The 22,447-nt window shown below is 71.7% G+C and carries 17 protein-coding genes and 1 pseudogene; 3 read left to right on the forward strand and 15 right to left on the reverse strand.

The annotated features are described in order from the left end of the window. Positions 1 to 631: 631 nt before the first annotated feature. From FHS38_RS36565 to FHS38_RS28890, 10 genes and pseudogenes are all read right to left on the reverse strand, one after another. A pseudogene (locus tag FHS38_RS36565) lies at positions 632 to 871 on the reverse strand (transposase); the annotation flags it as partial. 718 nt (positions 872 to 1,589) lie between these two features. Then, positions 1,590 to 2,918 (reverse strand): class I SAM-dependent RNA methyltransferase, encoded by a 1,329-nt coding sequence (locus FHS38_RS28850; protein ID WP_184738500.1) that lies wholly within the window; start codon positions 2,916 to 2,918, stop codon positions 1,590 to 1,592. A 102-nt stretch (positions 2,919 to 3,020) separates the two neighbouring features. After that, the gene (locus tag FHS38_RS28855) at positions 3,021 to 5,072 is read right to left on the reverse strand and encodes an APC family permease (protein WP_184738502.1); all 2,052 of its coding nucleotides are present in this window, start codon (positions 5,070 to 5,072) and stop codon (positions 3,021 to 3,023) included. 126 nt (positions 5,073 to 5,198) lie between these two features. Then, a complete protein-coding gene (locus tag FHS38_RS28860) occupies positions 5,199 to 6,329 on the reverse strand; it encodes a cytochrome P450 family protein (RefSeq protein ID WP_373301856.1) in 1,131 nt (376 codons plus the stop codon). Next, positions 6,311 to 7,777, reverse strand: coding sequence for a cytochrome P450 (locus FHS38_RS28865; RefSeq protein WP_229822793.1), 1,467 nt, complete (start codon positions 7,775 to 7,777; stop codon positions 6,311 to 6,313). Before FHS38_RS28865 ends, FHS38_RS28860 begins: the two co-directional genes overlap by 19 nt. Beyond that, the gene (locus tag FHS38_RS28870; protein WP_184738505.1) at positions 7,774 to 8,406 is read right to left on the reverse strand and encodes a GTP-binding protein; all 633 of its coding nucleotides are present in this window, start codon (positions 8,404 to 8,406) and stop codon (positions 7,774 to 7,776) included. The genes FHS38_RS28865 and FHS38_RS28870 overlap by 4 nt, the downstream gene beginning before the upstream one ends. Continuing rightward, complete coding sequence (locus tag FHS38_RS28875; RefSeq protein WP_130881749.1) at positions 8,384 to 8,746, reverse strand: DUF742 domain-containing protein; 363 nt, start codon at positions 8,744 to 8,746, stop codon at positions 8,384 to 8,386. Before FHS38_RS28875 ends, FHS38_RS28870 begins: the two co-directional genes overlap by 23 nt. Continuing rightward, a complete protein-coding gene (locus tag FHS38_RS28880; RefSeq protein ID WP_184738712.1) occupies positions 8,743 to 9,165 on the reverse strand; it encodes a roadblock/LC7 domain-containing protein in 423 nt (140 codons plus the stop codon). Before FHS38_RS28880 ends, FHS38_RS28875 begins: the two co-directional genes overlap by 4 nt. An 8-nt stretch (positions 9,166 to 9,173) precedes the next feature. Then, positions 9,174 to 10,601: an ATP-binding protein gene (locus FHS38_RS28885; protein ID WP_184738507.1), complete on the reverse strand. Its 1,428-nt coding sequence runs from the start codon at positions 10,599 to 10,601 to the stop codon at positions 9,174 to 9,176. 304 nt (positions 10,602 to 10,905) lie between these two features. Next, positions 10,906 to 12,894, reverse strand: coding sequence for an FAD/NAD(P)-binding protein (locus tag FHS38_RS28890; RefSeq protein WP_184738509.1), 1,989 nt, complete (start codon positions 12,892 to 12,894; stop codon positions 10,906 to 10,908). A 550-nt stretch (positions 12,895 to 13,444) separates the two neighbouring features. On the opposite strand from FHS38_RS28890, the gene FHS38_RS28895 reads away from it, so the two are divergent. Continuing rightward, positions 13,445 to 14,113 carry a potassium channel family protein gene (locus tag FHS38_RS28895; protein WP_184738511.1) on the forward strand — a complete coding sequence of 223 codons (669 nt, stop codon included), beginning with the start codon at positions 13,445 to 13,447 and terminating at the stop codon, positions 14,111 to 14,113. Next, complete coding sequence (locus tag FHS38_RS28900; RefSeq protein WP_184738513.1) at positions 14,113 to 14,790, forward strand: potassium channel family protein; 678 nt, start codon at positions 14,113 to 14,115, stop codon at positions 14,788 to 14,790. Before FHS38_RS28895 ends, FHS38_RS28900 begins: the two co-directional genes overlap by 1 nt. Before the next feature lie 99 nt (positions 14,791 to 14,889). Here FHS38_RS28900 and FHS38_RS28905 read toward each other — a convergent pair whose 3' ends face one another. The 4 genes from FHS38_RS28905 to FHS38_RS28920 all read right to left on the reverse strand — a co-directional run bounded on the left by FHS38_RS28905 (position 14,890) and on the right by FHS38_RS28920 (position 19,595). Next, the gene (locus tag FHS38_RS28905) at positions 14,890 to 15,693 is read right to left on the reverse strand and encodes a DUF3159 domain-containing protein (RefSeq protein ID WP_184738515.1); all 804 of its coding nucleotides are present in this window, start codon (positions 15,691 to 15,693) and stop codon (positions 14,890 to 14,892) included. A 3-nt stretch (positions 15,694 to 15,696) separates the two neighbouring features. After that, positions 15,697 to 16,095: an OB-fold nucleic acid binding domain-containing protein gene (locus FHS38_RS28910; RefSeq protein WP_165451691.1), complete on the reverse strand. Its 399-nt coding sequence runs from the start codon at positions 16,093 to 16,095 to the stop codon at positions 15,697 to 15,699. 106 nt (positions 16,096 to 16,201) lie between these two features. Next, positions 16,202 to 16,891 carry a response regulator gene (locus FHS38_RS28915; RefSeq protein ID WP_130881757.1) on the reverse strand — a complete coding sequence of 230 codons (690 nt, stop codon included), beginning with the start codon at positions 16,889 to 16,891 and terminating at the stop codon, positions 16,202 to 16,204. Positions 16,892 to 17,042: 151 nt separating this feature from the next. Then, entirely contained in the window at positions 17,043 to 19,595 is a 2,553-nt protein-coding gene (locus tag FHS38_RS28920) for an ATP-binding protein (protein ID WP_184738517.1), read from the reverse strand. 313 nt (positions 19,596 to 19,908) lie between these two features. Between FHS38_RS28920 and FHS38_RS28925 the strand changes: the two genes are divergently transcribed. Then, the gene (locus tag FHS38_RS28925; protein ID WP_373301855.1) at positions 19,909 to 20,463 is read left to right on the forward strand and encodes a GNAT family N-acetyltransferase; all 555 of its coding nucleotides are present in this window, start codon (positions 19,909 to 19,911) and stop codon (positions 20,461 to 20,463) included. A gap of 72 nt (positions 20,464 to 20,535) precedes the next feature. Here the strand turns inward: FHS38_RS28925 and FHS38_RS28930 are convergent, their stop codons facing one another. Continuing rightward, the gene (locus tag FHS38_RS28930) at positions 20,536 to 22,368 is read right to left on the reverse strand and encodes an NAD-binding protein (protein WP_184738713.1); all 1,833 of its coding nucleotides are present in this window, start codon (positions 22,366 to 22,368) and stop codon (positions 20,536 to 20,538) included. Between the last annotated feature and the right edge of the window lie 79 nt (positions 22,369 to 22,447).

A 22,447-nucleotide genomic window follows, 5' to 3' on the forward strand; every position in this document is an offset into this window, starting at 1 on the left:
CACGGTGGCGCCTGCCCCACCTGCGCGACGTCATCATCATCAACCAATGGGCCTAAGCCAACTTCGCCATGGACTGGCTGCCCCGGGAGAAATCCGGGAGGCCTCCAACGATGGCAAGGAAACCTATGGCGCCATCCGGCAAGGCCTCCTGGTCATCCACGCCCACGAGGCACTGGACAACCGTCACTGTCGGTATCCACCGCGAGCGAGCGACATCCACCCGGCGGTGCAATCCCTGAATGCCGCCAGCGTGCAGACAGGGACGCAAACCCTCTCCCCCAGGAGCCGCGAACCTTCTGCACGGCAGACCACTCCGAATGGGACTGCGCTGTAGGCAACTTGAGCGCAACCGAAGAAAGTCCACGGAAGCTGCCGAGGCTGAGGTCCAGGTTACTGCTGAGCGCTATCGGATGAAGCCTAGGCTCAGGGCGGAAGCAACCACCTGAACCGCCCAATGAGAGCCGTCAGGCATGACCCGCCAACCTCGGGATGGACGAGCTCGGGTCAGAGCCGCGTGTCTGCGAAGTGGCCCGAGAGTCTGGGGAGTTCGCCGACTTGGCCCTCGGTTCTCACTTCCAACCGTTCTGTGGCCCAGGCAACGCTGTCTCACGCTTCGAGCATCTTGCCGCACACCCGTCTGCACTTTTAAGCTCGTCCGCTGCTCGGCCAGGGAGAGATGGGCAGCGGTGACCAGAATAACGTGGCGGTGCCAGCCGTCGAAGGAGCGGCCTTCGGCGAGGTCCAGACCCATGGCGGTCTCCAGCTCGCGGTAGTCGTGCTCGATCAGCCAGCGCAGTTTCGCCAGCCGCACCACGGTCGCGGGCGGGATACCCGCAGGCAGGTTCGAGATCCAGTTACGCATGCTGGGTTCCCTGGGGCCGATCCGCCCTCTCCCGGTACCTCAGCAGAGTCCTAGTCCCGCCTGCCGACTTCGCCGAACAGCTCACCAGTGACGGTAACCAGCCTCTCGGCTCTCCCAAGGCCAGCGCCCTGGTCCGTCGGCTGCACCGTGAAGCGCTGCGCCACGAGCCCGGCCGCTGGAGACCTCCAAGGCAAACTCGCCGAGGCCGATCGGCAGAGTCGTCTGCTTCAGCAGGAGGCGGATCTTCTACGCGACATGCTCGCCGCCGCTAACAAAGGGATCGACGACCAGGACGCCGAGCCCCACTCGCTCGAACAGCCGGAGCAGCCGAGCGGATCACTCACCACGCGGAAGTCATCCAGTGAACCGAGCACTAACGTCCTTGCGCCCGGAGCACGATCCCCTTAAGGCACCCGTTAGCAAGCTGAGGCTGGAACTGGGTGTCACCGAACGGCGCACCTCCAGCCGAGGAGCGGGTGCGCCGTTCAGGAAAACTGCCTGGAGACTGCCGAGGAGGCGGCTGCCGTCCAGGTCGAGGAAGAACATCAGGTGCCAAGGGGCCCTGGCGCCCGGTCCGCTAGCAGGACGCCAGCATCATCAGACCGCCAAGTGGCTTCTAACCTGCACGCGAGGCTAATTGGCTACCAATCAGAACGAGCGCCAGCTCAGCATCGAGATATCGTCCACAACGCCCGTAGCGCACGTCATGCCCGCTGGGAGCCCCGGCTCACGCCTCCTTGGCCACCGGCTTCAGGATCGCCACGCACTCCACGTGGTGCGTCATCGGGAAGAAGTCGAACGCCCGGAGCTTCACCGGCTTGTAGCCCTCCTCCGCGAAGTACTTGAGGTCGCGGGCCAGGGCTGCCGGGTCGCAGGCCACGTACGCGATCCGGCGCGCCCCCAGCGACGCCAGGTGGCGGACCGTCTGCTTGCCGGCGCCCGCGCGGGGCGGGTCGAGGACGATGATGTCGGCTTCCTCGATGCGCGTGCGCGGCAGGACCTGCTCGACCTTGCCCTGCTCGATGCGGACCCGCTCCAGGTCCTTGAGGTTGTGGCGGGCGTCCTCCACCGCGCGCTTGCCGGACTCGATGCCGAGCACCGCGCCCTTGTCGCCGATGCGCTCGGCGAGCGCGCCCGCGAAGAGGCCGACGCCGCAGTAGAGGTCGAGGGCCATGTCGCCCTTGCGCGGCATCAGGCCCTGCATGACGGCCTTCACCAGCATGTCCGCGGCCTGCGGGTGGACCTGCCAGAAGCCGCCCTCGCCGACGCGGTAGGTGCGGCCGTCGGCGCGCTCGCGGACGAAGGCGCGGCCGTGGACGGGGTGGACCTGCTTGTCCTTCTCCCCGATGCGCAGGACGGAGACCGGCTTGTCGAGCTCGACGATCGGGAGGCGGCCGCCCGGCTTCGGGGTGAGGATGACCTGGCGGTCGCCGGAGCCGGAGGCGGCGATGGCCTCGACGGAGGCCATCTGCGGCCACTCGCGCTTCTCGATGCCGAGCTCCGTGACGCCCGGGGCGGCGATCAGGCAGCGGTCGATGACCTCGACGTCGTGCGAGCGGTGCTTGCGGAGTCCGGCGTGGCCCTCGGCGTCCACCGCGTACTGCACGCGGGTGCGCCAGGCGGGGACCTCGCCGGCCGGGAGCTTGTCGCCGTCGGCCGGTACGACCGTGCCGTCCCAGCCCGCCTCCTCGGGGGTGAGGCCCGCGAGGCGCATCAGCTGCTCGGTGATGACCTCGCTCTTGAGGCGACGCTGGGCGCCGGGCTTGGCGTGCTGCCAGTCGCAGCCGCCGCACTTGCCGGGGCCGGAGAAGGGGCAGGGGGCCTCGACGCGGTCCTTCGAGGCGTCCAGGACGCGGACCGCGTCCGCGCGCAGGAAGCGGGACGTCGACTCGCCCTCGGTGACCCGGGCGACGACCCGCTCGCCGGGGAGTGCGTGCCGGACGAACAGGACCCGGCCCGCCTCCGTGCGGGCGACGCAGTGGCCGCCGTGGGCGACGGGGCCGACCTCGACCTCGTACTCGTGGCCGACCAGCGATGCTTCGGTCTCGTGCTGCATGGCGGGTCGACTCCAGAGAACTCAAAAGGGGTGAGGGGGACAGCCTTCGAGTCTACGTCCCACCTCACCCCACCGACGACCGCGCTGCTCCGTCGCGGCGCGCTACTTCTTCGTGGCCGCCTTTTCCCGCTTCGGCTGCGTGACCGGGCCGCGGCGCACCGAACCCGGGGCGTTCCATTCGGCGCGCTTGCGGGCCCGCTTCTTGGCGGCCTCGGAGGAGTCGAGCTGCCAGGGCACCGAGGTGACCATCACGCCGGGGGTGAAGAGCAGCCGGCCCTTCAGGCGCAGCGCGCTCTGGTTGTGCAGCAGGTGCTCGTACCAGTGGCCGACCACGTATTCGGGGATGTAGACGCTGACCACGTCGCGTGGGCTCTCCTTCCGCAGCCGCTTGACGTAGTCGATGATCGGCCGGGTGATCTCGCGGTAGGGCGAGTCGAGGACCTTCAGCGGTACGTCGAGGCCGCGGCGCGACCATTCCTCGTGCAGCGCCCGGGTCTCGGCCGCGTCGACGCTGATGGTCAGGGCCTCGAGGGTGTCGGAGCGCATGAGCTTGGCGTAGGCCAGGGCCCGCAGGGTCGGCTTGTGGATCTTGGATACCAGGACGATGGAGTGCACCCGGGAGGGGCGTACGGCCTCTTCGCCGGGCTCGTCCTCGACGGCGATCTCCTCGGCGACCCGGTCGTAGTGCTTCCGGATCGCGGTCATGGTGGCGTAGAAGATCACCATGCCGAGCAGGGCGACCCACGCGCCGTGGGTGAACTTCGTCAGCAGCACCACGACGAGGACCAGGCCGGTGAAGAAGGCGCCGAAGGTGTTGATCGCGCGGGAGCGGACCATGCGGCGGCGCTCGGCCGGGTCGGTCTCGGTGGCCAGGTGGCGGTTCCAGTGCCGGACCATGCCGATCTGGCTGAGGGTGAAGGAGACGAAGACGCCGACGATGTAGAGCTGGATGAGGCGGGTGGAGTCGGCCCCGTAGATGACGACGAGTATGGCGGCGGCCCCGGAGAGCAGCACGATGCCGTTGGAGAACGCGAGGCGGTCGCCGCGGGTGTGCAGCTGGCGCGGCAGGTAGCGGTCCTGGGCGAGGATCGAGCCGAGCAGCGGGAAGCCGTTGTAGGCGGTGTTCGCGGCCAGGAACAGCACGAGGGCGGTGGCGGCGGCGAGCACGATGAAGAGGAACGAGCCGTTGCCGAAGACCGCCTCGGCGACCTGCGAGATCACCGGGTTCTGGGTGTAGTCCTCGCCGACCGGCTTGCCGTCCCTGAGCAGGTCGGTGGCCGGGTGCTCGGCCATCCGCACCTTGGTGACCATGGCCAGCGCGATGATGCCGCAGAACATGGTGACGGCGAGGCCGCCCATGAGCGCGAGCGTCGTCGCGGCGTTCTTGCTCTTGGGCTTGCGGAAGGCCGGCACGCCGTTGCTGATGGCCTCGACGCCGGTGAGGGCGGCGCAGCCGGAGGAGAAGGCGCGCAGCAGCAGGAAGACGAGCGCGAAGCCCGCGAGTCCCTGGTGTTCGGCGTGGATGGTGTAGTCGGCGGTGGGGGCCTTCATGGTGTCGCCCATGAACAGGCCGCGGACGGCGCCCCAGGCGATCATCAGGAAGACGCCGCCGACGAAGACGTACGTCGGGATGGCGAAGAGCTTGCCGGACTCCTTGACGCCACGCAGGTTCATCAGCGTGAGCAGCACGATGACGCCGACGGCGCAGGCCGTCTTGTGCTCGATGACGAAGGGGATGGCGGAGCCGAGGTTCTCGATTCCGGAGGAGATCGAGACCGCGACGGTCAGGACGTAGTCGACGAGCAGGGCGCTGGCGACGGTCAGTCCGGCCTTGGGGCCCAGGTTGGTGTTGGCGACCTCGTAGTCGCCGCCGCCGCTGGGGTAGGCGTGCACGTTCTGGCGGTACGAGGCGACCACCGTGAACATGAGCACCACGACCGCGACGGCGATCCATGGACTGAAGTGGTAGGCCGACACGCCTGCCACGGAGAGGACGAGCAGCACTTCGCCCGGCGCGTACGCCACCGAGGACAGCGGGTCGGAGGCGAAGACGGGGAGGGCGATGCGCTTGGGGAGGAGTGTTTCCCCCAGCTTGTTGCTGTGCAGCGCCCGGCCGATAAGGATCCGTTTGGGCAGGTCGGTCAGTTTGGACACGCAGAGGATCGTATGCGCTCGCTCCGGGGTGCGCCCACCCGCCACCCGCCGGGGAAGGGGAATGTGGCGTGTGTCGCTTCCGGTCCCGGCGGGTGGAGGGGACGGGTGGGCCCCGGGGCACACGCCCTAGTGGCGGCCCAGCCGGGCGGGCAGGGCGCGGTGGCCGTTGGAGATGAAGGACTCCACGGGGCTCAGCTCGTCGGGGGCGGCGGCGAGGGTCAGCTCGGGGAAGCGGGCGAAGAGGGCGGGCAGCGCGACGGCGGCCTCCAGCCGGGCCAGTGGGGCGCCCAGGCAGTGGTGGACGCCGTGGCCGAAGGCCAGGTGGTCCTTGTCGGCGCGGGTGAGGTCGAAGTCGTCGGCCGACGCCCCGTACAGCTGCGGGTCGCGGCCGGCCGCGGCGTAGGCGGCGATGATCGCGTCGCCCTTGCGCAGGGTGACCCCGCCGTCGAGCTCGATGTCCTCGACGGCGTAGCGCAGCGGCAGGTTGGCGACCGGGGCCTGGAGGCGCAGTGTCTCTTCGATCACATCGTCCCAGCCGGCCTTGCCGGTGCGGACCAGCTCCAGCTGCTCGGGGTGGGTGAGCAGCGCGTGGATGGCGTTGTCGAGGAGGTTCACGGTGGTCTCGTGCCCGGCGCCGATCATCAGCAGCAGGGTGTCGACCAGCTCTTGCTCGCTCAGCCGGCTGCCGCCGGGGCCGTCCTCCTCGCGGGCGGAGATGAGGACGCTGGTCATGTCGTCGCCGGGCTTCTCGCGCTTGGCTGCGACGATCCCGCCGAGCAGTGCGTACAGCTCGGTGTAGGTGGCCGTGACCTCGGCCGGGTCGGCGGAGGTGTGGAAGATCGAGTCGACGCAGCGGCGCAGCCCCTCGCGGGTCTCGTCATCGTCCACGCCGAAAAGCTCGCAGATCACCTGGATCGGGATCGGGTAGGCGTAGCCCTCACGCAGGTCGACGATCTCGTCCGGCCCGTGGGCCGCGAGACCGTCGAGGAGGTCGGCGGTCATCTCCTCGATGCGGGGGCGCAGGGCGGCGGTGCGGCGGGCGGTGAACGCCTTGGAGACGAGGACGCGCAGCCGTTTGTGGTCGCTGCCGTAGGCGGTGAACATGTTCTGCACCGCGACCCAGGTGTACAGCGGCCAGTCCGGGGAGACCTTGCCGTCGATCCAGGTCGGCCAGTGCCGGCGCGGGTCCTTCGAGACGCGTGGGTCGGTGAGGAGTTCCTTGAGCAGCGGCCGGGTGGTCACTGCCCACGCCACCACGCCACCAGGGAGCTCCACGGCGGTCGCCGGGCCGAGGGCGCGGAGGCGGGCGGCCTCGCCGTGGATGTCGTGGCCGGCGGGGTCGATGCGGACGGGGCAGGTCTGCTGGTCCATCGTCGGTCTCCTGGGGGTTCGGCGGACGGGTGGACGTGCGCCCGGTCGGGGTCGGGCACCAGCAGCGGCGCTGGCGCCGCCGTGGGCACGGGAACCGGGGGGAAGCGCACGGGCAGGGCGGTGAGGGCCCGGTGGAAGGGGCCGGGTCGCCAGACGAGGCGGTCGACGGGGACGGCCAGCTCCAGGTCGGGCAGCCGGTCGAGGAGCTTCTCGACGGCGACGGCCGCGATGAGCCGGGCGGAGTCCTTGGCGGGGCAGGTGTGCGGGCCGGCGCTCCAGGCGAGGTGGGCGCGGTTGCCGGTGCGCTGGTCGGACAGCAGCGCGGGATCGGTGTTGGCGGCGGCGAAGCTCACCACGACCGGTTCGCCCTGGTTCAGCGGTACGCCGCCGAAGTCCACGTCGTGGACGGGGTAGTGGACGGCGTAGTTGGCCATCGGCGGGTCCAGCCAGAGGACCTCGTCGAGGGCGTCCTCGACGGGCATGCTGCCGCCGGCGAGGTCGCCGGCGAACCGGTCGTCGGAGAGCAGCAGGCGCAGCGCGTTGGCGATCAGGTTCTGCTGGGGTTCGGTGCCGGCGCCGATGAGGACCACGAGCTGGTGGATCATCTCCTCGTCGGTGAGGGCGACCGGGTGGGCGAGCAGCCAGGAGATGACGTCCGCGCCGGGCCGGGCCCGCTTGAGGGAGACGAGCCGCACCAGGGTCTCGGTGATGAGGTCGTTGGCGCGCTCGGCGTCCACGCCGTCGAAGATCCCGGAGAAGCCTTCGACGAGGCGGTCGCCGAGCTCGGGCGGGCAGCCGAAGAGCTGCTGGAAGACCAGCAGGGGCAGCACCTTGGCGTAGCCGCCGAGCAGATCGGTCTCGCCGAGCGGCGCGAACCGGTCGATGAGGGTGTCGGCGCTGCGCTCGACGTAACCGCGCAGGGCGTTGGGGTCGATCCGGCCGAGGCTGTCGGTGACCGCCTGGCGCAGCCTGCGGTGGGCGTCGCCGTCGGAGAACAGGCAGTTGGGCCGGTAGGCCATCATCGGCACGACGGGGTTGTCCGGGGCCACCCGGCCGTCGGCGAGGGCCCGCCAGCGGCGGGCGTCCTTCGCGAAGGTCTCGGGGGTGCGGAGCACTTCGAGGGCGGCCCGGTAGTCCGTGACGAGGGTGGCGGTGGCGCCGGGCGCGAGCTCGACGGGCGCGGCCGGGCCCAGGGTGCGCAGCCGCGCGTAGACGGCGTGCGGGTCGGCGGCGAAGTCGGGCCCGTACAGCGGCTGGGGGCGCGGTGGCGGCGCCGGGGCGCGGTGCGCGGGGCAGCCCGGCGGCGGGGGGCCGGCGTCGGGGCGGTGGGTCACACATGCTCCTGGGCGGTGCTGGACAGGCGGGTCTGCCGGGTCTGGAGGTATTCCACGAGGGTGATCAGGGCCCGGGTGGAGGAGATCCGGTCGCGTGCGTCGCAGGTGATCAGCGGGGTCTCGGGGAGCAGATCGAGGGCTTCGCGGATCTCCTCCTCGGGGTGGGCGGGGGCGCCGTCGAAGTGGTTGACGGCGACGGCGTACGGCAGGCCGTGCTCCTCCAGCAGTCCCATGACGTCGAAGGACTGCTCCAGGCGCCGGGTGTCGGCGAGGACCAGGGCGCCGAGCGCGCCGCGGGTCATGTCCTGCCAGAGCCGGGTGAAGCGCTGCTGGCCGGGGGCGCCGAAGAGATAGAGAACGAGGCTGTCGCTGAGGGTGAGCCGGCCGAAGTCCATGGCCACCGTGGTGGTGGTCTTGCCCCGGATGCCGGCCAGGTCGTCGACGAGGGCGCCGGCCTGCGTCATGGTCTCCTCGGTGCGCAGCGGCCGGATCTCCGACAGCGAGCCGACGAAGGTGGTCTTGCCCACCGCGAAGTGCCCCACGACGAGCAGCTTCGCGGCGGTCCGCACCGACTGACGAAGATAGACGGCCCCCTCATGAGCGGTGTCAGAGGCGAGCGCGGAGTCCATCGAGTACCTCCTGCAAGATCTGGGCCTCGGGCAGTTGGGCCGAGGGGATGGGGGCCCGGGTACTGAGGTGGCCGCTGTCCACGAGATCGCCGAGCAGCACCTTGGTGACGCTGACGGGCAGCATCAGGTGACCGGCGATCTCGGCGACCGACAGGGCGCCGCCGAGGCAGAGTTCCATGAGCGCGCGCTTTTCGGGGCTGAGGCCGCCGATCGGCAGGTCGCCGTGCGCCATGACCAGCGTGACCAGGTCGAAGGTGTTGCGGGTCGGGTGGGCACGCCCGTCGGTGACGACGTACGGACGTACTAACCCTTTGTCGCGCCTCGGCGCCGGCGGGGTCATGCCGGGTTGCCCGGGCCCTGCCAGACACCCTGCCGGGGCGGGCTGGTCAGTTCCTTGCCGAGCCGGTCCACGAGCTTCTGCATGCGGTAGGTGACGGCTTCCATGTCGACGTGCTCGGAGGCCGAGACGGCGAGGTAGGCGCCGGGGCCGGCGGCTATGAGGAAGACGTAGCCGTGGGCGAACTCGACGAGTGTCTGCCGCCAGGGGGTCTCCTGGTGGGCCTGGTGGGTACAGAACTCGCCGGTGGAGCGGCTGATCGACTGCAGCCCGGAGAGGGCGGCGGCCTGTCGCTCCGCCTCGTCGCGGCCGATGCCCTGGGAGTGGGCGCGCAGCATGCCGTCGGCGGAGAGCAGGATCGCGTGCCGGGTCTCCGGCATCTTGACGACCTCGTCGAGCATCCAGCCGAGCTCGTTGTTCATGTGGTCGTTCACGCGGGGGGTTTCCCTTCGTCGTCGGGGGTGGGGGCGCCGTGGTCGGCGGGGCCCGTGGGGCCGCCGGTCACGGGGGGATCGCAGGCGTCCCGGCCGGAGCGGGTGCCGCGGGCGAACGCGCCCATGATCCGGGCGGTCTGTTCCGCGGTGCGCTCGCTGGGGCTCTCGGCGGGCGGCGGCGCGGCCGGCCGGGGGGCCGGGGGCTGCCGGCGGCGGCGCTTGGGCAGCCCGCCGGCCGTCGAGCCGGTCACCGCGGGGGCGTCGTCGGCGAGCCGGTCCGGGTGTCCGGCGGGGAACTCCTCGGGGGCGGGGGGCCGTTCCGGGGAGCGTACGGGCGGCTGCTGCGACCTGGGCGCCCCGGTTGTGCCGCGACCGGTGCCGGTCGCCGCCGGGTGCCGGAGCGGGGTGGTGCCGGGGCCGTCGATCTCGAGGTGGGTCAGCAGGGCGCTGGGCAGGAACAGCACGGCCCGTACGCCGCCGTACGGCGAGCGGGTGTCGACGGAGACGCTGAAGCCGTAGCGCGCGGCGAGCACGCCGATGACCGGGAAGCCGAACTGCGGGGGGTCGCCGAGCCGGGAGACGTCCACGACCCGCTGCCCGGAGAGCAGTGCGACCGCGTGCTGCACCTCCTGGCCGTCCATGCCCACGCCCGCGTCGTCGATGATGACGACGGCGCCGTTGTGCACGGGCTGGAGGCTGACCTCGACGGTGGTGTTGGGCTGCGAGTGGCGGGCGGCGTTGTCGAGGAGTTCGGCGACGGCGAGCACCACGGGCTCCACGACCCGGCTGACGACGGCGATGTCGGCCTGGCTGTGCACCCGGACGCGGCGGTAGTCGCGGATGCGGGAGGTGGCGCCCCGGACGACGTCGGTCAGCTGGGAGGCGACGCGCTGGCGGCCGGGCCAGGAGCCGCACAGGACGGCGATGGCCTGGGCGCGGCGCCCGAACTGGGAGTTGGCGTGGTCGATCTCCAGCAGGTCGCGCAGCACGTCGGGATTGTCGTGCCGGTCCTGCATGTCGGAGATGGCCAGCTGCTGTTCGTGCGCGAGTCCCTGGAGGGCGCGCATGGAGGCCTTGAGGGCGGCCTTGGCGGACTGGTCCGCGCGGGCCTGCGCCTTGTCGACGGCCTGGGTGAACAGCTCCAGGGCCGACTGCAGGCTCTGCGCGAACACGGTGCCGGCGAGCCGTTCGTCGAGCGGGCCGGGCAGCGGTACGGGCTGGTTCATGGTCTCCGCCACGGCGGGCAGCCGGACCCCGACCAGGTGCCGTACCTCCTCGTCACGCGCCTGCAGGCTCTCTTCCAGCTGGGCGACGCGCCTGCGCACTCCGGCGGTGATCCCGCGCTGGCGGACCAGCAGGATCAGGACGGCGGTCAACGCGACGGCCAGGCACCAGATCACCGCCTCCGGTATGTGATGTGACATCAATTCCTCGTGGGCGATGGACGTAAGGGGCATGTGGTCGGCCGGACAGGTCGGCGTCCTGACGTCCCGTCCGGAAGCGGAATACGCCGATCATCCTAACCACGACGGTGACCGTGTGTCCGAACTTCATCACGAAATACGAACAGGCGTCCGCCCCTTGTCCACTCTTCCTCACGCGCTCAAGGGGCGGACGTGCGGTTATGGGCGCGGTGACGGCAGCGGCAAGACGGGCAAGAGGCAGGAATCGAGCCACGCCGCGGGAACGGAATGAGGCCTTCCAGGCGTCCGGCCGCGTGCGGCACCCTCAGACCGTCGCGCCCGTGAGATCGGTGCCGGCGGGGGCCTGTCGCGGCGCGGAGGGCGCGTGGGCGACGGGCGGCAGGCCGAGGACCGCGCGGGCGATGGCGTCGGAGTCGCCGAGGGTCACCGAGTCCACGCCGGGCCGGATGCCGGCGGCGGTGACCCAGTGCACCGACTCGGTCGGGACGCCGTAGGCGAACCGGCGCGGGTGAGCGTGTCCCCGGGCGTCGATCACGCGGTACGGGCGCTCGGTGACGGCCATTCCGCCGGTCTCGTGGCCGGCGCCGGTGGCCGCGTCGACGCGGAAGGTGGTGATCTGACCGGTGTCGATCAGGTGCCGCAGCAAGGGGTCGGCGGTGCGGCGCAGATCGGGCTCGGGCAGCCGGGCCTCGATGAGCACGCCGGAGCGGATCGCGTCACCGGGGACGACGGCGGACTCGGCGACGAAGGCGGGGCCGCCGGGGCCTGCGGCGTCGATCCGTACCCGCGTGCCCGGCCCGGTGACCTCCAGGATCCCCGCCTCGATGAGGGCGGTCATCTCCTCAATGCGGGAGGCGGGCGGGCCGATGGAGAGGAAGGCGTTGAGCGGGGTGTACCAGCCGTCCAGGTCGTCGCGGTGCGAGTCGCCGTCCAGGCCGCCGTGGTCGACGGCGAGCCTGATCTCGTTGCGCAGGTCGCGCAGGACGTCCAGGGCCGCCTTGAGCGGGCCGCTGACGTTGCCGGCACCGGCCGCCCTCACGTCCTCGGCCAGATGCCCGAGCAGCCAGCGGCGGAACTCGGCGCGGCAGGCGAACGCGCGGTCGCCGTACGGCCTGGACAGCCGTTCCCAGTCCCAGCGGTCGCCGTCGGCGATGCCGAAGGACGTCAGCAGCGCGGCCGGGTCCGCGCCGGGCGGCAGGGCCAGATAGCGGTCGACGAACGTCTCCCGTTCCCTCTCGCGGCCCCGGGCGCCCAGCAGCGTGCCGTAGTAGACGCTCTCGACCTCGCGGGCGATCAGCGGCCACAGGTCCCTGCCGAAGCGCACCGGGCTCCCGCGCCGGGCGCGCTCCCGCAGACCGGCGATGTGCTCGGCGGTGAGCAGCCGGGGTAAGTGGCGGCCGGCGGCTCCCTTCTCGTTCCGCCCGCGTGCGTGGTAGGGAACGCCGCGTCGGGAGAAGGCGTACAGGCGCGGCTCGTCGCCCGAAGGCCGGTAGACCAGGCGACGGCCCTCGCGGGCGAAGGTGCCGCCGCGCCCGGCGGTGAACAACGCCATGTGGTCGAAGAAGTTCAGCCCGAGTCCGCGCAGCAGGACGGGCTCACCGGCCCCGACCCCGCTCAGGTCGAGGTCGGCGGGGTTGGCGGGGGTGACGTACCGCAGCCGGTGGCGCCGGGCCAGGGCCGCCGTCTCCGCCTCGCGGGGCGCGAGGTGCGCGGGGACGTGGCCGAGCGCCATGACGACCGCGTCCAGCCGGCTCAGCCGGGTGCCGTCCGCCAGGCGGACGCCCTGCGGGCCGTCCGGGACGCCCTCGGTGTCGGCCAGGGCGACCGCGCGCGAGCGGTGGACCACGACGGTGACGTGCCCGGGGGCGCGGGCCACGACGTACCGGAAACTGTCGCGGAGGTAGCGGCCGTAGAACGCGCGGGTGGGGTAGGAGTCCGGGCCGAGGTCACGGGCTTCGGCGAGGGTCTCGTCGTCGTGGTCGTCGGCCCGGCCGACGGCCACGAGGCGGCGCGCCCACGTGTACAGGCTCGGGCCGTGCTCGATGGGGCCCGCTATCCGCGTGCTGTCGTCCGTGTAGACGGTGATCTGCGAGGCGACGGTGTTCATCAGCAGGTGACGGGGCTGGTCGGTGCGCCAGACGGCGCCGGCGCCGGGGCCTGCGGGGTCGACGACGTGCACGGTGACGGCGGAGTGCGACGGCGCGGCGCGCTCGTTCGCGCAGAGCCGCTCCAGCACGGAGAGCCCTCGCGGCCCGGCACCGACCACGCAGATCTCGACACGACTGCTCCTCATGCGGGCACTCCTGTTCTGGGAAGCGTTCTGGGAAGCGTTCTGGGAGTTCTCTGGGGCGCGTTCTGAGAAAGGGGCATGTTCCGGCGCACGGCGCGGCGATGGGCCGTGACTGGGCGAGAGCCTGGCGCGGCTGCCGGGCGGAAGAGGGGCAGCTTCCGTTCGCGGCACAATCTGATCGGTTCTGATTGGCGGATTAACGACGGATGAGCGGATCTGTCAATTTCCAGCCGACTATGCCCGCGGCGTGACACGACCCGGGCGCGACCCGAGGTGGAATCCCGCCTACCGTTCGTGTCTGCCGCTCCTGTGCGAGCGCACCGGACGGGGGCTGCTCGCGGAGCGAGTCGGCACAGCGGCGCTCGACGCGCGGGGTCTTGCGGATACGGTGGTGTCATGCGTCGGCATGGCCGAAAGTGCCGGTCGGCGCGGCACGTGGAGACCGCGAGCTGTGGTCTCGTGGGCCCGTGAGCTGAACGTGAACAAAAAGGGAAGATGTGAGCAGGGTGTTGGTGCAGGTCAACGCGGTAGTCCGGAGCACGGGGGCGTCGTCGTGCACATCGTGATCATGGGTTGCGGGCGAGTGGGTTCGGCCCTCGCCCAGACCCTTGAGCAGCAGGGACACACGGTCGCCGTGATCGACCAGGACCCGACGGCGTTCCGGCGTCTGGGCTCCGGGTTCAGCGGTCGGCGGGTGACCGGCGTCGGCTTCGACCAGGACACCCTGCGGGAGGCGGGCATCGAGGAGGCCGGCGCCTTCGCCGCGGTGAGCAGCGGCGACAACTCCAACATCATCGCGGCCCGGGTGGCCCGCGAGATGTTCGGCGTCGAGAACGTGGCGGCCCGGATCTACGACCCGCGCCGCGCCGAGGTCTACCAGCGGCTCGGCATCCCGACCGTGGCCACCGTGCGGTGGACGGCGGACCAGATGCTCCGCCGGCTGCTGCCGTCCGGGGCGGAGCCGCTGTGGCGCGACCCCACCGGCGGCGTCCAGCTCGCCGAGGTCCCTGCCTCGGAGGCCTGGGTCGGCCACCGGATCAGCAAGCTCCAGGATGAGACGGGCGTACGGGTGGCGTTCCTCACCCGGCTGGGCGAGGCCGTGCTGCCGACGTCCTCGACGGTCCTGCAGGAAGGCGACCTGGTGCACGTGATGATGCGCACCGACGAGGTCGAGAAGGTCGAAGCGGCGTTCTCCGCCGGTCCCGAGGAGGCGGCGCACTGATGAGGGTTGCTATTGCCGGAGCCGGGGCGGTCGGCCGGTCCATCGCGGGCGAGCTGCTGGAGAACGGGCACGAGGTGCTGCTCATCGACAAGGCCCCCTCGGCCATCTCGGTGGAGCGGGTGCCGCTGGCGGAGTGGCTGCTGGCCGACGCCTGCGAGATCACCTCGCTCGACGAGGCGGCGCTCCAGCGCTGCAACGTCGTGATCGCGGCGACCGGTGACGACAAGGTCAACCTCGTCGTCTCGCTGCTCGCCAAGACCGAGTACGGGGTCCCCCGGGTCGTGGCCCGGGTGAACAACCCGAAGAACGAGTGGCTCTTCAACGAGTCCTGGGGCGTGGACGTCGCCGTCTCCACCCCGCGTCTGATGTCGGCGCTGGTCGAGGAGGCCGTGAGCGTCGGCGACCTGGTGCGGCTGATGCGCTTCAGCCAGGGCGACGCCAACCTGGTGGAGCTGACGCTGCCGCCGGAGGCGGCGCTGGCCGGCACCCGGGTCGGGGACGTGGACTGGCCGGAGGACACCGCGCTGGTCACCATCATCCGCGGCACCCGCGTGCTCACCCCGAACAAGGAGGACGCGCTGGAGGCGGGCGACGAGCTCCTCTTCGTCGCGGCCCCCGCGCGTGAGGAGCAGCTGGAGGACCTGCTGTCGGTGCGCCGCGAGGACGCCACCGGCTGAGCGGTGGACACGGTTGTCCGTACATGACCGAAGGGCCCCGGGAGCGATTCCCGGGGCCCTTCGGCATGGAGCGGTGGTGGAGCGGGTGGGCGGTGCGGCTCAGCGCGGCGGCGTGGAGTCGTGGGACCGCTCGCCGGTCACGATCCCCCCGAGGGGACCGTCCGTGTGCGCGCCGACGACGGCGCCCCCGGAGCCCTGGGCCTTCGCCGCCCGCTCGGCGGCCTCCTCCGCCTCCATCTCCGCGAACACGTCGATCGGCGGCGGAGCCTTGGAGAGGAAGATCCAGGTCAGATACACCGAGAGCAGCATCGGGGGAATGCCGAGGGCCATCCTGACCCAGCCCAGCTGGGTGGCGTCACCCCACCAGTACAGCGGGAAGAGCACCGCCGACTTGGCGAGCAGGATCAGACCCCAGGCCCAGCTGGCCTTGATGTAGGCGACCTTGCGGCCGGGGTTGCGGGTGCGCCAGGAGAGGTTCTCCTTGAAGACCGGGCCGAGGATCAGGCCGATCAGCGGATATCCGGCGATCGCCGAGACGATGTAGCCCAGGGACAGCCCGAAGGTGTAGATCATGCCGGGCAGATGGAAGTTCTTGGCGTCGCCGGACATCATCGCGAAGACCGCGCCGACGGCGACCCCGAACACACCGCTGAAGGCGTGCTTGAGGGTGTCCTTGCGCAGCAGCCGGACGGCCACGAGCAGCACGGACAGGCTCAGTGCGGCGATCGCCGCGAGATGGATGTCCCGCTTGACCGTGTAGAGCGCGACGAAGACCAGGCCGGGCAGGGTGGTCTCCACCATGCCCCGCACACCGCCGAACGCCTCGAAAAGGGCGGCTTCGGTCGCCGACCGTGCGTCGGCGCCCTCTCCCTGCTGGTCGTTCGGCTTGTCGAGAGACGTCACCCGCTACTCCTGTCCGAGCGGTCGGAGTTCATATTTGGGATTGAACAGCACGCGCCGGCCGCGGCTCATGGAGATCCGGCCGGAGGCGATCAGCTTACGGCCGGGCTCTATGCCGACTATGGAGCGGCGTCCCAGCCACACCACGTCGAGCGCGGCCGAGCCGTCGAACAGCTCGGCCTCCAGCGCGGGCACACCGGCGCGCGGCCGGAGCGTGACCGTGCGCAGCGTGCCGGTGACCTTCACTATCTGTCGGTCGCCGCAGTCGCATATCTTCGTGCAGCCCACGGCTTCCGCGTCCTGTTGCAGCTCTGCGGAGTGCAGCTCCTCCTGGGAGGTGGACAGCCGGTCCAGCATCCGGCGGAAACGGCCGGTCGGCTTCTCGGAACGGGGTACGGCGCTCATGAAACCAGCGTACCGGGGGCCATCCTGGCGGGAGCACACTCAGCGGGCGGTCCTCAATCGCCGGACGGGCTGGAAAATCCAGCCCGTCCGGCGATTGAGGACTCGTTCACACCTCGAAGCGGTATCCCATCCCCGGCTCCGTGATGAAGTGCTTCGGATGCGACGGGTCCAGCTCCAGCTTGCGCCGCAGCTGGGCCATGTAGACCCGCAGGTAATTGGTCTCGGTGCCGTACGACGGCCCCCATACCTCCTGGAGCAGCTGCTTCTGGCTGACAAGACGGCCCGTATTGCGTACGAGCACTTCGAGGAGATGCCACTCGGTCGGGGTGAGGCGTACGTCCCGCCCGCCGCGGTTGACCTTCTTCGCGGCGAGGTCGACGGTGAAGACCTCGGTCTCGACGATCGCGTCGTCCCCCGCGGCCGCCGCGCCGGTGGGCTCCGCGCGCCGCACGGCGGCCCGCAGCCGGGCGAGCAGCTCGTCCATGCCGAAGGGCTTGGTGACGTAGTCGTCGGCGCCCGCGTCGAGCGCCTCCACCTTCTCGTCCGAGGTCTGGCGGGCGGACAGCACCAGGATCGGCACCCGGGTCCAGCCGCGCAGCCCCTTGATCACCTCGACCCCGTCCATGTCGGGCAGGCCGAGGTCGAGGATGACCACGTCGGGGTGGCGGGCGGCGGCGAGCTGAAGGGCGGTGGCACCGTCGGGCGCGGCGTCGACCTCGTACTTCCGCGCCTTGAGGTTGATCACGAGCGCGCGGACGATCTGCGGCTCGTCATCCACCACGAGCACCCGGTTCATGCGGAACCACCTCTGCTGTTCGTGCGGGCCCCGCCACGGGGCCCGGGGTATCGGCTGGGCGTCCGGGGGTGGTCCCCCGGTGCGGGGCGGCGGCCTGCGGCCGGCTCCGCGCAGTGGTCACGGCGGTGCCGGCGTGGGCCGGCGGCCGGGTTCATGAGGTGGCCTGGGCCGGGAGGTCCGGGCGTACGGGCGGGCGGCCGGCGGCGGCCCGCAGGGTGAGGACCATGGTCATGCCGCCGCCGGGGGTGTCCTCCGCGGCGAGCGTGCCGCCCATGGCCTCGGCGAAGCCCCGGGCGACCGCGAGGCCGAGACCGACGCCCGCGCCGCGCGGCGCGTCCCCGTACCGCTGGAAGGGCTCGAAGATCCGGTCCTTGGCGCTGTCGGGCACACCGGGGCCGCGGTCGGCGACGCGTACCTCCACGCGGTCGCCGAGGGCGCTGGCGGCGACGAGGACGTGCGTGCCGTCGGGGCTGTACTTCACGGCGTTCTCGACGATGTTGGCGACGCTGCGCTCCAGCAGCCCGGGGTCGACGGCGACCATCGGGAGCGTTTCGGGGATGTCCAGGGTGACGCTGCCCTCGGGGACGCCGCCGAGCGCCATCGGGACCACCTCGTCGAGGTCGATCTCCCTGATCAGCGGGGTGACGGTACCGGTCTGGAGGCGGGACATGTCGAGGAGGTTGCCGACCAGGTGGTCCAGGCGGTCGGCGCCGTCCTCGATGCCGGCCAGCAGCTCGGCCTCGTCCTCCTCGGACCAGGCGACGTCGTCGGAGCGCAGTGAGGTGACGGCCGCCTTGATCCCGGCGAGGGGGGTGCGCAGGTCGTGGCTGACGGCGGCCAGCAGGGCGGTGCGGATGCGGTTGCCCTCGGCCAGTTGCTGGGCCCGCTCGGCCTCGCCGACGAGCCGCTGGCGGTCGAGGAAGACCGCGGCCTGGGCGGCGAAGGCGGCCAGCACGCGGCGGTCCTCGGCGGGCAGCACCCGGCCGGCGAGCGCGAGCGCCATATTGTCGCCGACGGGCATGTCCACGTCCGCGTCCTCGGGGCGCAGCAGCGGCTTGCCCGTGCTGGTCACGACGCTGCTCGCGCAGGTCCAGGGGTCCACTTCGCTGGCCCGCTCCAGCAGCGCGACGGACTCCATGGCGAAGGTCTCCCGGACCCGCTCCAGGAGCGCCTCCAGGCTGGTGTCGCCACGCAGGACGCTGCCGGCGAGGAAGGAGAGGATCTCGGACTCGGCGCGCAGCCGGGAGGCCTGGTGGGTGCGGCGGGCGGCCACGTCCACGACGGAGGCCACGGAGACCGCGACGAAGACGAAGATCGCTATGGCGACGATGTTCTTCGGGTCGGTGATCGTGAGCCGGTGGACCGGCTGGACGAAGAAGTAGTTCAGCAGCAGGGATCCGAAGGCCGCCGAGGCGAGGGACGGCAGGAGTCCGCCGAGCAGCGCGGCCGCCACCGTCATGCACAGGAACAGCAGCATGTCGTTGGCGAGGCCCAGGTCCGGGCCGAAGTTCGTGAGGACCAGGCTGAGCAGGACGGGCCCGGCCAGACCGACGAGCCAGCCGGCCAGGATGCGGCCCCGGCCGAGGCGGGCGCCGCGGGCGACGGGCAGGCCCCGGCCCTTGGCGACCTCCTCGTGGGTGACGATGTGGACGTCGAGGTCGGGTCCGGAGTCCCGGGCGACGGTCTGGCCGACGCCGGGGCCGAAGATGTACTGCCAGTTCTTGCGACGGCTGGAGCCGAGCACGATCTGGGTGGCGTTGACACCGCGCGCGAACTCCAGCAGCGAAGCGGGCACGTCGTCCCCGATCACATGGTGGAAGGTGCCGCCGAGGTCCTCGACCAGCGTCCGCTGGACGGCCAGCTCCTTGGGCGAGGCCGAGGTCAGGCCGTCGCTGCGGGCGATGTAGACCGCGAGGATCTCGCTGCCGGAGCCCTTGGCGGCCATCCGTGAGGCACGGCGGATGAGGGTGCGGCCCTCGGGGCCGCCGGTGAGGCCGACGACGATCCGCTCGCGGGCCGACCAGATGGTCGAGACGCTGTGGTCGGTGCGGTACTGCCGCAGGTACTCGTCGACGCGGTCGGCGGTCCACAGCAGGGCGAGCTCGCGCAGCGCGGTCAGGTTGCCAGGCCGGAAGTAGTTGGAGAGGGCGGCGTCGACCTTGTCCGGCTTGTAGATGTTGCCGTGCGCCATGCGGCGCCGCAGCGCCTGCGGCGACATGTCGACCAGCTCTATCTGGTCGGCGCGCCGCACGACCTCGTCGGGCACGGTCTCGCGCTGCCGGACGCCCGTTATCGACTCCACGACGTCACCCAGCGATTCGAGGTGCTGGATGTTGACGGTGGACACGACGTCGATGCCGGCTTGCAGCAGCTCCTCGACGTCCTGCCAGCGCTTGGTGTTGCGGGAGCCGGGAACATTGGTGTGGGCCAGCTCGTCCACGAGGGCGACGGCCGGGCGGCGGGCGAGGAGCGCGTCCACGTCCATTTCGGTGAAGACGGAGTCTCGATAGGTGAGCTCACGGCGGGGCACCTCCTCCAGGCCGTGCAGCATGACCTCGGTCCGGGGGCGTCCGTGGTGCTCCACGAAGCCCACGACGGCGTCGGTACCGCGCTCGACCCGGCGGTGGGCCTCGGAGAGCATCGCGTACGTCTTGCCGACGCCCGGTGCCGCGCCGAGGTAGATACGAAGCTTGCCGCGTCCCATGGGCCCCATTGTCTTTCACGATGCGCGGCGGTGTTCGGCCGGTTTCTCCGAGTCGTGTGCTGCACGGCCGCGCAGGGTCGACCTTACGGCCAGAGATTTGGACAAATGGGGCGATGGGCGGTCTCACGTCATCTATTGACGCAGTTCTGACGCCTCCTCCCGTGACCTTTCCGCCGCTCGGCGGCTCGCCCGCGAGGGGCGGGGCATGATCAGGCACGGTCCGTCCGGGATGGCGTGGATGGTGCCTAAATGACATGCAATCCGCTTCCCGGGGCACGCACAATGACGCGGATCGGTTCCTGACAACCTTCTGATGCCCTTGAGGACAATCCGAATGACCGATGTACGCACCGCACACACCGCGGATCTGACCGGCGCCGAACTGGCCGCGATCCGCGCCCTGTTGGACGACGCCTTCGAGGGCGACTTCTCCGACGACGACTGGGACCACACCATGGGCGGCGTGCACGCCCTCGTCCTGGACGCAGGCGAGCTGATCGGCCACGGCTCGCTGGTGCAGCGCCGCATGCTGCACGAGGGCCGCTCGCTGCGCACCGGCTACGTGGAGGGCGTCGCGGTCCGCGCGGACCGCCGCCGCCGGGGCCACGGCGCGGCCGTGATGGACGCGCTGGAGCGGGTCCTGCGCGGCGCGTACGAACTGGGCGCCCTCAGCGCGTCGGACGGCGCCGTTCCCTTCTACACCGCCCGCGGCTGGCAGCCATGGCGCGGCCCGTCCGCCGTCGTGGCCCCCACCGGCATCGAACGCACCGAGGAGGACGACGGCGGCGTCTACGTCCTCCCGGTCACCGCGAAGATCGACCCCGACGCCGAGCTGGCCTGCGACTGGCGCCCCGGCGACGTGTGGTGACCGCGTCCGACATGTGGTGACCCCGGCCCGGCGGGCCGTGAGCCGGGCATCCCCGGGCCGCTGCGCAGCAGCTCACCGCACCCCCGCGCGAGGTCGCGGGCCGCGGCCCAGGAGGTCGGCCAGGCCCTGGCGGGTGGCGGCCAGGACGACGCGGTCCTCGGGGCGCAGGACGCGGCCGGGTGGTGGGTCCCAGAGCGGGGCGGGGTGGGGGTCCGTGGGGTCCGGGGCCAGGGCGAGCACCCGCCAGGATCCCGGTTCGACCGCCTCGGCCGCGGTGCGGCCGCGCAGGGCGCTGTGGGCTCCGACCTCCAGGACGGCGATGAGGATCACCTTGCGCTCCACCGGGACCGCACCCTGGATCTGACGGCCCATCATCGCCATGGCGAAGGCGGGCGCGACCAGATAGGAGACGCTGCGGCTGCGGGTCCACGCCTGGGTGTGGGAGTCGCGCAGGGTGCGGTAGACGGCTTTGGCGAACCGGTCCTCGTACAGCCGCATGACGGCGCGGACGTCGGGCTTGACCGAGCGGGCGTACAGGACGGCTTCCAGATTGGTGACGTCGCTGCTGGTCAGCGCCATGAGCGTGCGGCTCTGGCCGATCTTGGCGGCCTCCAGGACGCCCTCCTCCGTGACGTCGCCGATGACGGTGGGCACGCGCAGCGAGCGGGCGAGCGCGACGCCGCGGGCCTGTGGGTCGCGTTCCACGCAGACCACCGGGATGTCCAGCTCGCGCAGCCGGGCCAGCACCCGGGTGCCGATCTTGCCGAGGCCGAGCAGCACCACATGGCTGGAGAGGCCACGCGGCGGGCGGCGCAGTGCGGAGGCGGAGCGGAAGGTGCCGAGGCCCTCCAGGGCCGCGGCCACCAGCAGGGGGAGGAGCAGCAGGCCGGTGAGCCCGGAGAGGAGTTGGAGGACCTGGCGGCCCAGCGGCTCGCCGACGGCCGGGTCGTTGATGGCGAAGAGGTCGAGGAGCGAGAGGTACGCGGCGTGCGGCGGGTCCTCGTCGGAGACCAGCCAGGAGGCGACGGCCAGCCCGCAGACGGCGCCCGCCAGGCAGACCAGCGCCCAGCGGAGCCGGCGCGAGAAGAAGGACCCCAGCGGCAGGCCACGGGACGTGAGACGGGTGGGCGGCTGCGGCGGAGGTGAGGAGCGGACGGTTTCCAGGACGATCCGGCCGCGTCCGGTGGCGGATCGTTCCTCCTCCGTGCCGGGCAGCATGAGGGGTCCCGCGTCGGAGCCCGGGGCGGGGAGCAGGGCGAGCGTGCGGGTGCCGGGTGCGGCGGACTCGCCGGGGCGCAGGGGTGGTCTCTCGAGGGCTCGCAGGAACAGCCCGCCCGCTTCGATGACCTTGCTGTGTCCGGAGACGGCGACGGCGACCAGGGCGGGGGCCGCGGTGTCGGCGTCCGACAGGACCGTGGTGGTCGCTTCGGCGGGGGTGCCCTCGGGGTCGCCGGTCCCCACCCGGGCGGCCTGGTCGAGGAGTTCCTCCAGGTACTGGCCGAGGCGGCGGTTGTAGAGCCGGATGACCAGGCGCAGCCGGGGGTTGACGCGGCGGGCCCGCAGGGCCGCGTGGATGTTGGTCTCGTCGTCGTCATAGACGAGGGCGAGGGCGGCGGCCCGGTCGACCCCGGCCTCGGCGAGCGCCTCGTCGTCGGGCTCGGCGGCCTCCACGATCCGTACGGGAGCGCCGGGCGTCGTGGCTCCGGCGGTGCCGTTGACGCCGGAGGCGCGGCCGACGGCGCCGGTCACCCGCCCGAGGAGCGCGGCGGCCCGGCCCGCCGCGGCGGCCGGCCGCGGACGCCCGTCTCGGGCGGGCGGCAGGACGACGGTGACGCGCTCGCCGTAGACGCCGGAGAGTTCGGCCGCGAGCCGGTGGACGAGACCGTCGTCGCCGCAGACCACCATGTGTGGTGCGGAGGGGTCTGCATGGGGCTGGGGAGGAAGGGAGGCCACGCTCCCAGAGTGCCCTGACGCGGTCGAACGT

This window comes from Streptomyces netropsis, assembly GCF_014203545.1.
Taxonomy (GTDB): domain Bacteria; phylum Actinomycetota; class Actinomycetes; order Streptomycetales; family Streptomycetaceae; genus Streptomyces; species Streptomyces netropsis.

Bases quoted from the DNA above. Each gene is read 5' to 3' on its own strand.
- FHS38_RS28900 (WP_184738513.1), top strand. From the start codon at position 14,113: ATGAGGGTTGCTATTGCCGGAGCCGGGGCGGTCGGCCGGTCCATCGCG.
- FHS38_RS28915 (WP_130881757.1), bottom strand. From the start codon at position 16,891: ATGAACCGGGTGCTCGTGGTGGATGACGAGCCGCAGATCGTCCGCGCG.
- FHS38_RS28910 (WP_165451691.1), bottom strand. From the start codon at position 16,095: ATGAGCGCCGTACCCCGTTCCGAGAAGCCGACCGGCCGTTTCCGCCGG.
- FHS38_RS28885 (WP_184738507.1), bottom strand. From the start codon at position 10,601: ATGTCACATCACATACCGGAGGCGGTGATCTGGTGCCTGGCCGTCGCG.
- FHS38_RS28850 (WP_184738500.1), bottom strand. From the start codon at position 2,918: ATGCAGCACGAGACCGAAGCATCGCTGGTCGGCCACGAGTACGAGGTC.
- FHS38_RS28880 (WP_184738712.1), bottom strand. From the start codon at position 9,165: ATGAACAACGAGCTCGGCTGGATGCTCGACGAGGTCGTCAAGATGCCG.
- FHS38_RS28920 (WP_184738517.1), bottom strand. From the start codon at position 19,595: ATGGGACGCGGCAAGCTTCGTATCTACCTCGGCGCGGCACCGGGCGTC.
- FHS38_RS28925 (WP_373301855.1), top strand. From the start codon at position 19,909: ATGCCCTTGAGGACAATCCGAATGACCGATGTACGCACCGCACACACC.
- FHS38_RS28930 (WP_184738713.1), bottom strand. From the start codon at position 22,368: ATGGTGGTCTGCGGCGACGACGGTCTCGTCCACCGGCTCGCGGCCGAA.
- FHS38_RS28875 (WP_130881749.1), bottom strand. From the start codon at position 8,746: ATGACCCCGCCGGCGCCGAGGCGCGACAAAGGGTTAGTACGTCCGTAC.
- FHS38_RS28870 (WP_184738505.1), bottom strand. From the start codon at position 8,406: ATGGACTCCGCGCTCGCCTCTGACACCGCTCATGAGGGGGCCGTCTAT.
- FHS38_RS28890 (WP_184738509.1), bottom strand. From the start codon at position 12,894: ATGAGGAGCAGTCGTGTCGAGATCTGCGTGGTCGGTGCCGGGCCGCGA.